At 62.0% G+C, this 8,463-nt stretch carries 10 protein-coding genes; 6 read left to right on the forward strand and 4 right to left on the reverse strand.

What is annotated here, in order from left to right:
- On the forward strand, positions 1-738 hold a 738-nt coding region (locus VFW45_11290; protein HEU5181368.1), incomplete at its 5' end, for an AI-2E family transporter.
- Between the two features lie 96 nt (positions 739-834).
- Here VFW45_11290 and VFW45_11295 read toward each other — a convergent pair.
- From VFW45_11295 to VFW45_11305, 3 genes are all read right to left on the reverse strand, one after another.
- Complete coding sequence (locus VFW45_11295) at positions 835-1,566, reverse strand: hypothetical protein (GenBank protein ID HEU5181369.1); 732 nt, start codon at positions 1,564-1,566, stop codon at positions 835-837.
- A gap of 75 nt (positions 1,567-1,641) precedes the next feature.
- Positions 1,642-2,184 carry a hypothetical protein gene (locus VFW45_11300; GenBank protein HEU5181370.1) on the reverse strand — a complete coding sequence of 181 codons (543 nt, stop codon included), beginning with the start codon at positions 2,182-2,184 and terminating at the stop codon, positions 1,642-1,644.
- A 28-nt stretch (positions 2,185-2,212) separates the two neighbouring features.
- On the reverse strand, positions 2,213-3,115 hold the full coding sequence (locus VFW45_11305; protein HEU5181371.1) for a hypothetical protein: 903 nt from the start codon (positions 3,113-3,115) through the stop codon (positions 2,213-2,215).
- Positions 3,116-3,323: 208 nt separating this feature from the next.
- Here VFW45_11305 and VFW45_11310 point away from each other — a divergent pair, with 208 nt between their 5' ends.
- The 4 genes from VFW45_11310 (at position 3,324) to VFW45_11325 (ending at position 6,830) form a co-directional block, all read left to right on the forward strand.
- Positions 3,324-3,482 carry a DUF3309 domain-containing protein gene (locus VFW45_11310; protein HEU5181372.1) on the forward strand — a complete coding sequence of 53 codons (159 nt, stop codon included), beginning with the start codon at positions 3,324-3,326 and terminating at the stop codon, positions 3,480-3,482.
- A gap of 306 nt (positions 3,483-3,788) precedes the next feature.
- A complete protein-coding gene (locus tag VFW45_11315; protein ID HEU5181373.1) occupies positions 3,789-4,727 on the forward strand; it encodes a hypothetical protein in 939 nt (312 codons plus the stop codon).
- A gap of 94 nt (positions 4,728-4,821) precedes the next feature.
- On the forward strand, positions 4,822-6,498 hold the full coding sequence (ettA, locus tag VFW45_11320; GenBank protein ID HEU5181374.1) for an energy-dependent translational throttle protein EttA: 1,677 nt from the start codon (positions 4,822-4,824) through the stop codon (positions 6,496-6,498).
- Positions 6,499-6,536: 38 nt separating this feature from the next.
- Positions 6,537-6,830: a YciI family protein gene (locus tag VFW45_11325; GenBank protein HEU5181375.1), complete on the forward strand. Its 294-nt coding sequence runs from the start codon at positions 6,537-6,539 to the stop codon at positions 6,828-6,830.
- A 9-nt stretch (positions 6,831-6,839) separates the two neighbouring features.
- Here VFW45_11325 and VFW45_11330 read toward each other — a convergent pair whose 3' ends face one another.
- Positions 6,840-7,865, reverse strand: a complete 1,026-nt coding sequence (locus tag VFW45_11330; GenBank protein HEU5181376.1) for a hypothetical protein — start codon at positions 7,863-7,865, stop codon at positions 6,840-6,842.
- A 255-nt stretch (positions 7,866-8,120) separates the two neighbouring features.
- On the opposite strand from VFW45_11330, the gene VFW45_11335 reads away from it, so the two are divergent.
- The coding region (locus VFW45_11335) for a hypothetical protein (protein ID HEU5181377.1) at positions 8,121-8,463 on the forward strand (343 nt) is incomplete at its 3' end.

Raw genomic sequence — 8,463 nt, forward strand, 5'->3', positions numbered from 1 at the left:
CGCGAGATCGAAGAAGCTGCCAGCCAGGCGGCCGACAGTCCATCCACGGCCAAGCAGCCCGCCACGCACGTCGTCATCGACGAACCCGCATTCAAGCTCGAGAACCTCTTGCTGGTGGGCTCCATGGGAGCCCTCGGATTCATGGCCGAAGCGGCCATGGTGGTTTTCCTCGTGTTCTTTCTCTTGCTGGCCGGCGACACCTTCAAGCGCAAGCTGGTGCGACTCACGGGGCCCTTACTGTCGAACAAGAAGATTACGGTGCGCATCCTTGATGATATCAACGACTCCATCCAGAAATATATGTTCATGCTTTTGATGACCAACGTCCTGGTGGGGCTACTGACCTGGATCGCGTTGCGCTTGATCGGCGTGGAAAACGCGGGAGCATGGGCAGTCGCAGCGGGGTTGCTTCATGTCATCCCTTACTTGGGTCCGGGCGTCACAGCGGCGGCCATGGGATTGGTGACCTTCATGCAGTCCGACTCGCTTTCGCTGGCTCTGCTGGTCGCGGCGATGTCGTTGGCGATCGCCACGGTCGTAGGCACCTTTATCACCACATGGATGACCGGCAAAATCGCCAAAATGAATACGGCAGCCGTATTTATCTCTTTGCTGTTCTGGGCGTGGCTCTGGGGAGTCTGGGGCATGCTGCTCAGCATTCCGATCATTGTCATCGTGAAAGTCGTTGCGCAGCACGTGGAGCAACTGCAGCCGGTGGCGGAATTGCTGGGCGAGTAAGGTGCGTTTTCCGAAGCGGGTGAAGCGGACCATCGGATTGGGTGCGGGGTAGTGGTCCACCGGCGGGTACGCCGACAACGGGCGCCCGGAGTCCGGTCATTCGGGCCAGCGGGGACTCGACAGTTGGATTCGCCAGACGGGCCCTGTCGGGTAGAGCGGCCCCTCGAACCTCACGAACGCCGGCACGTCGTCCATGAGGATCCAGACATGCTCGTCCGGCGGAACGCGCCCCAGCACCGTGGCGAAGAGCCTGAGCCAGATCCCAAGTTGTGGCTTCAACTTGTAGTGGACGGCGGTCTTGGCGAGATCACCGACCAGAATCTTCTGCTCGCCGGCCGGCGCCACTACCAGCTCGATGAGCCGGGGCTCGGGCGTGAAGGCCATGAAATGGACGGTCTCGCTGGCCCCCTTGGGCAGGTCCTTCACGACGCTAAGGATGAGGCCATTGTAGACGTCGGGCGGCAGCTCGAATGTCCCCTGGAGCACAGTTTCTTTTCCGTCCTCGTGGGCCCTTGTGTTTATGCTGTACTTCCCGGTGGCGCGCTCCATCGAAATCTCGACGTCTTCCGGGAATATGGGTCCGCGCTGCAACAGGTGATAGCTCTGCATGGTGTAGACGATCTTCTGGGTGAAGGCCACCGACTCCTCGAGCACCGATCCATCTTTGAAGCGGAACACCATCCGCTTCTCGGCCACTTCACCGCGAACGGTCTGGAGGAGATCGCCTTCCGCCACCAGCGCGCCGTCGATCGAGCGTAACGCGAGGAACCCGTGGAGGGAGCCCTCGACGAAGCGCACTCGGACCGGCGCGGCCACGAGCGTGCTCATCGCTGCTCCGAGAACCAGCGGACCGAGGATGGCCACTCTCGCGAATATCAAACGTTTCCCTCTTCCTGCGGAAAACTACTTCTTCTTGCCGTTCCCCTGATTCTTCCCCTGGCCTTCGTCCTTGTTCTTCGGGCCGTGTTCCCGCTCTTTTCCCATCTCTTGTTTTTGCTGTTTCTTCTTGTCCTTGGCCATGGTCTTCATGTGGTCCACGGTGCCGCGCGCGCCCGCCTTGAGCTCCTTGAACTCAGGCGATCCGGGCTTTATGCCCATGTTCATGGCCATCACGCCCCACCCCTTGCCCTGATTCTGCTCGTATTCGGCCGCCACATCGCCCACGCGCCGGTGGTTATTCCGGGCGAGGGCAGTGGCCATGTAGGTGTCTCCGTAACTGAGTCCGTGCTTTTCCCTCGCCTGGCGGATCTCCTCCTGCGGGATGCCGTAATTCTGGCTGAGATGCTGGATGAATCCATCAGGGTCGGCTTTCGCCCGTTCGTTGATCTTGCCAAGCTGGTAATCGAGATTCCAATCCCCGGTGCCGGTCTGCAGCGCGAAGGCACCGCTCTGGAAGTGGAGTCCCAGGAAAGCCAGGAACGTCGCGGTGATCAGGGTCTTTTTCATCTCATCCTCCTTATGATTAGACGAGGGGTCAGGCGTCGGGCGGTCCGAAGGCGATCTGCGGGAAGTACTTGCGCAGCGCGTCCATGACCTTCAGGACAGAAGCGTTCGAACCCGACTCGTGATTCACGTCTCGGAACCGGTACTGGGCGCCCTTCACGATCTGGAGGTTGATCTGGTAGCAGAAGTTCTCAGGAGTCCGCGCCTGGCATGTGAACCACACCTTCTCGAGGCCGGAGATCTGGAATTCGAAGTTCTTCTTCGGGTCGCCACCATCCACCCAGGCGAGCAAGTCGCCTTGCATGACCAGCCTACCCGACCGGTTTTTCTTCAGAGACATCGACTTTACCAGCACGAGATCATCGAACACCAGCTCTCGCGAGCCGACCAGAGCGGTCGCGGCGGTTCCGGGCGCGGCCTGGGTCCCGGCACGGGTCGCCATCAAGGCCCCGATGATCGACTCCAGAACGCCATTTTGCTTGAGGTAGAGAAGATCCGCGACAGAGAGATTGAACGCCGGGTCTGATTGTCTCACCTGCTCGGCGATGATGGATTCGGACATTCCCGACTTGACGAGACTCACGAGATCGACGAGGCGAGGATCGTCGGGCTGGAGCGGAATGGGCTGTGGCGAGAGCGCCACGCCACGGGCATTGATGGCGGTGATAACGGTCTCCGGCACGCCGGCGGCGCGAAGCGTGACGAGGTCGCCGGCTGCCATGGCGATGGTATTGGCCGGATTGTTGACCACGGCGATGATGCCGCCGGCCGTTGCGCCCGCTCTGTGGGCGATCAATATGGAGTTGAGCGTAACCTCTTCGGCACTTGCCGTCGCCGTGGCGAGCACCAGCAGGGCGGTGGCGAGCAGATAGCGTGCGTTTGCTGATTTCATGTGTGCCTTTCTTTTCCAGGGCAATCGCGACGACTCATGCACCCTTCAGTCCGGTGGAATCTCGTGTGCCTTGGAAATGCAAGGATAGGACGGGAAACCCTGTGGGCACTATGGGGTATTGACCCAAGGGGAGAACACCCCATAGCCCCGCAGGGTCTCTGACTCCATGCTAGACAGCGTAATGCTCATGAGGCTCAACCGAGTGAGAAGGCTCACTCGGCGGGAGTCACAACCTGAAGGGAGAATTTCGATGCTGATACTGCTGATCGTTCTGCTCCTGCTGTTGGGCGGAGGCGGCGGCTATTACGGGTATTCCCGATGGGGGACCAATGGAGGCGTGGGGATATTCGGAATTGTCCTGATCGTGCTGGTGCTTGTGTATCTGTTTGGCGGGCATGGAATGCGATGATTCGAACCCTCCAACGTCGGGGATCGGTATGGCCGCACTGGCGTTCCTCGCGCTGACCGCGGGAACCGCGATTAATGGATGTGGATCGAATCCGCAATTCTGCTCTCCTCGAGCGTTGAATCCTATGGCTACAAAGTGACCTCCGCATCGTCAGCGGACTGACACCATCCTGCAAGTCCTTGCCTCGGATACAAGGTCCTCCTCCAGCGTGACAGGCGTCCGTCAACCAGAAGCCAGGCCGGGAACTTTCGAGGCCGGCTGCTGTCCAATCCATCGCGCCCGTGAATCGGGCCTTTATGGAGGTGGATGATGTTGACCCGGACCGGCAAAGCGTTGCGGAGGGTGTTGTTCGGCGCCGCCCTGTTCGTCGCGGCGGGGCTCGTTCTCACAGGGAAAGCTCTCGCCATCGATCGGGGAGGGTACTCGATGGAAATCCTGATCGGTGGAACCCCGGTCTCCGAGTATCCCGCCCGGGGAACCAGCTATATCGAGGCCATCAAGCACCGCGAGTATTCCGTGAGATTGCACAACCAGACGGCGGAGCGGATTGCGATCGCCCTTTCGGTCGACGGTCTCAATACAATCGACGCCCGAACCACGACCGCCAGGGACGCCAGGAAATGGGTCCTCGGCCCGTTCGAGACGATCACGATCGACGGATGGCAGGTCTCCTCGGCGACGGCCCGGCATTTCTTCTTCACGACCGAGGAGAAGTCGTACGGCAGCTGGTTGGGAAAGACCAACAACCTGGGCGTTATCGCCGCCGCCGTATTCCGCGAGAAGCGGCGACCGATCGCTATCTACAGTCAGCCGCAGACCGAAGCGCCGTACCGGGAGCGGGAGCAAAGCAACTCCGGAAGGGACGATAAGAGCGCACCGGCGCCCTTGGATTCGGCGGGACCATCCGAAGGTGCGCCCGCCCCCGAGAAGCAAAAGGATGCGCCGGATTCGCGGGAATCGACCTCGGGAAAGCGCTCCGATATTCAACCGAAGAAGTCCGACGACTACGCCGCGACCGGAATCGGAGAGGAGACCAGCCACCCAGTCCAGCAGGTCTTCTTCGATTGCGAAGAAACGCCGGCCGCCGTCCTCGAGCTCCGCTACGAGTATTACGACAGCCTGGTGCGTCTCGGCGTCCTGCCGGCGCACGATCCCTATGGCGAGTCGCTGTCGCGGCGTGAGAGAGCGCGCGGTTTCGAGGAGCCTGGCTTTGCGCCGGACCCTTACCGCCGGCGGGATCGGTGAAATCGATGACGGGGGAAGGTGCTGCACCATAATCGAAAACCGTAAATAGGCTAAACTTCCTCCTTCGCTCAACCATGCGATTCGGAGGAGAGGCGTGTCTCCCGAATATATCTTTTCGATGAAGGACCTGCGCAAAGTCGTCCCGCCGAAGCGCGAGATCCTGCGCGGAATCTGGCTCTCGTTCTATTACGGTGCCAAAATCGGCGTCCTCGGCCTGAATGGCTCCGGCAAGAGCACTCTCCTGCGGATCATGGCCGGGGAGGAGAAGGATTTCGCCGGCGAGGCGACCCCGGCCAAAGGGATAAGAATCGGCTTCCTGCCGCAAGAGCCCCGGCTCGACCCCGGCAAGACCGTCCTCGGCAACGTCGAGGAGGGGGTGGCGACGACGCGCGCCCTGCTCGACCGGTACAACGCCATCAGCGACAAGCTGGGTGAGCCGATGAAGCCGGAAGCTATGGAGAAGCTTCTGGAGGAACAAGCGGACGTGCAGGAGAAGATCGAGATGGCCAACGCCTGGGAGCTCGATCGGACCCTCGAGATGGCCATGGAGGCCCTGCGCTGTCCGCCGCCCGATGCCGACGTCTCAACCATCAGCGGCGGCGAGCGCCGCCGCGTCGCACTCTGCCGGCTGCTGTTGTCGCGCCCCGACATGCTGTTGCTCGATGAGCCCACCAACCATCTCGACGCCGAATCGGTCGCGTGGCTGGAGCGTTTCCTGAAGGAATACCAGGGCACGGTCGTGGCGGTCACCCACGACCGCTATTTCCTCGACAACGCCGCCGGCTGGATCCTCGAGCTCGACCGCGGCGCCGGCATTCCCTGGGAAGGAAACTACTCCTCCTGGCTGGAGCAGAAGCAGGCGCGCCTGGCGCAGGAGGAGAAAACCGCGAGCGCCCGGCAGCGCACTCTGGCGCGTGAGCTGGAATGGGTGCGCAGCTCGCCGCGCGCGCGCCAGGCGAAGAGCAAGGCGCGCCTCGAGGCCTACGAGAAGCTCCTGGCCGAAGAAGCGGAGCGGGCTCCGGAATCGGTCGAGATCTTCATTCCCCCGGGACCACGGCTGGGCGACGTCGTGGTCGAGGCCGAGGACCTTCGCAAGGGTTACGGCGACCGGATCCTGTTCGAAGGCCTCAGCTTCAAGCTGCCGCGCGGTGGCATCGTGGGGGTGATCGGCCCCAATGGGGCCGGCAAGACCACGCTGTTCCGCATGATCGCGGGGCAGGAGAAGCCGGATGCCGGCACGCTGCGCCTCGGCGAGACGGTGCGTCTGGCGTACGTGGACCAGAGCCGTGACCTCCTCGACCCGGAGAACAACGTCTGGGAAGCGATTACCGAATCACAGGACCCGATTCTTCTTGGCAAACGAAGTGTCGCTTCACGCTCCTATGTCGCCTCGTTCAATTTCAAGGGGTCCGATCAGCAGAAGAAGGTAAAGGATCTTTCGGGCGGTGAGCGTAACCGGGTCCACCTGGCGCGCATCCTGAAGACAGGGGCCAATGTCCTGATGCTCGACGAGCCGACCAACGATCTCGACGTCGATACGCTGCGGGCTTTGGAGGAGGCGCTCCTCGAGTTCGCCGGCTGCGCCGTCATCATCAGCCACGATCGCTGGTTTCTGGATCGGGTTGCCACCCACATGCTCGCCTTCGAGGGCGACAGTCAGGTGGTCTGGTTCGCGGGAAACTACCAGGACTACAACGCCGACTTCCACCGGCGCAAGGGTACCGACGCCGACCAGCCGCACCGGATCAAGTATCACCGGCTGGCTCAGTAACCGCCCTCGAGCCAGACAGATCGGCAGGAAAGGAACCGATGTTCATCGTCGAGCTCACCTACAAGGCATCTCTCGAGCAGATCGACGCGCAGATGCGCCCCCACGTCGCGTGGCTCAAGAAGTACTACGCCGCAGGGAATTTCCTGATTTCCGGCCGGCAGATCCCGCGCACGGGAGGGATCATCGTGGCCGTGGCTGAATCACGCGAGAAGATTGAGGCGATCATGGCGGAGGATCCGTTCTGCAGTCACGGGCTCGCCGAGGCACGCATTATCGAGTTTCGCGCCAGCCAGCGCGCCGAGGATATCCCCGGCCGGGTCGCGCAATCCTGAGACGCGAGACTACTGGATCAGGATCACGGTGAACGGGATCCGCGCCGACGGGCGGAGCATGTCGGGCAGGCTCAGGTCATCGAGGGTCGCTTCCAGCGCGTAGGTCCCTCCCGGCAGCGGGGTGCCGTCCTCCAGGACGAGCGGGATGCGCACCCGGAACAAGAGGTTGTCGCCCTGGAGGGTGAAGTTGACGGGCGAGGCGCACGAGCAGCATCCGCCATCGTCTCCCCGCTTTTGGATCCACTCCTTCCCGTCGGCGCCGATCACCCGGAACGTGGCGCTCTTGCATCCCTGAAAGACGAAGTTGACCTCTGCATCCCGATTGCGCAGGAAGAACTGCGCGTCGAGGGAGGAGAGGTGCTGAGGGTCCAGAATCGGCATGACATCCTGGATGTAGACGGTACGGTCCAGGGTCAGCGAGGTCATGAGATTCCGGCTCGATGGCCCCAGATTCGTGGCCACCAACTCCGCAGACCTTGGCCCTTCGATGCTTTGCATGGTCCTCTTTATAAGGCCGACGCCGGGTGCGAAATACTCGACGGAAAGTCCGCCGTCCGCACACACGGAAGCGAAGCCGATCTGCACCACGTCATGGAATTCGCCGGCCGGCCCATGGACGGTTTCGGTCCGGCTGAGCAGGCGGGCTGTCGTAGGAAGGCAAAACTGCCTCCCATATTCCACCGGCTGATAGGTCCACTCGGTCCCTACGGGCGCTCCCAGAAGGTACAGGACGGACGTTGCTCCGCTCTCACGATCGAGCTCGTACACCCGGCCGGCTCGATCCACCCGGAGGTACCGGGTGTGCTGGTCGAGAAAGTTGTTGACGGCGAAGTAGGAGAGGCCGTCGGGACCGGCGACCTGTTCGGTGACGGTTACCGTTGTTGGTCCCTGATATATCCAGTAGTTCCCAACCCGCAGCGGAAAATAGGAGCTGGCGGAGGCCTGAGCCGACCGGCGCGAGGCGGCGGGCAGCGAGCTTCCGCCGATGAGAACGGCAAGCAAGGAGAGAAGGATGAGGAACCTGAGCCCACGCATTGCACCCCCTGCGGACGCGCCGAACCGACGTCTATTGATTTCCTAATACGCGCGGAATCACTGGCCGTCAAGGAGCTTTTCGGCAGAACCGCGGGGAAAAGTCAGCAGCGCTGGGACACGAGCTGCTGCCGCATCTCCCTCAGGTGATCTAGCGACCGTGGCTTCGGTCCTCGAGTGCCATCCGAAGGCAAATTGCGAAAGGGGATTGCCGCCTTCCGGGGAAGGGGGGTAGACTCGACTGACTTGAAGGTCCCCATGAGAATTGGAAGCCTTTCTTTCCGGCGAATGCTCGTCCTGGGCGTGGCCGTCATCCTGGTCGCGGCGGCGGGCGTGCCCGCCATCCGGCAGATGAAGAGCTGGCGGCATGCCAGCGCGTTGCGGGGTGCCTACCGGACGGTGAGGGGCAAGGCGCTCCAGAGAGATTTCAGGGAAGCCGTCTCGGCCTGGAAGCAGCTTCCTCCTGCCGTGGCCAACGAGCCGCAAGTGAAGGCCTGGTATCTCTATGCGCTCGCCGGTGTTCCCGGCACGAAGCCCAATGAGAGTACCGATGAGGCGGCGCAGCTGGCGCGGGAGATGATCGCCAGGAAAGGATCGGATC

The sequence above is a fragment of the Candidatus Polarisedimenticolia bacterium genome, assembly GCA_035764505.1.
Classification (GTDB): domain Bacteria; phylum Acidobacteriota; class Polarisedimenticolia; order Gp22-AA2; family AA152; genus AA152.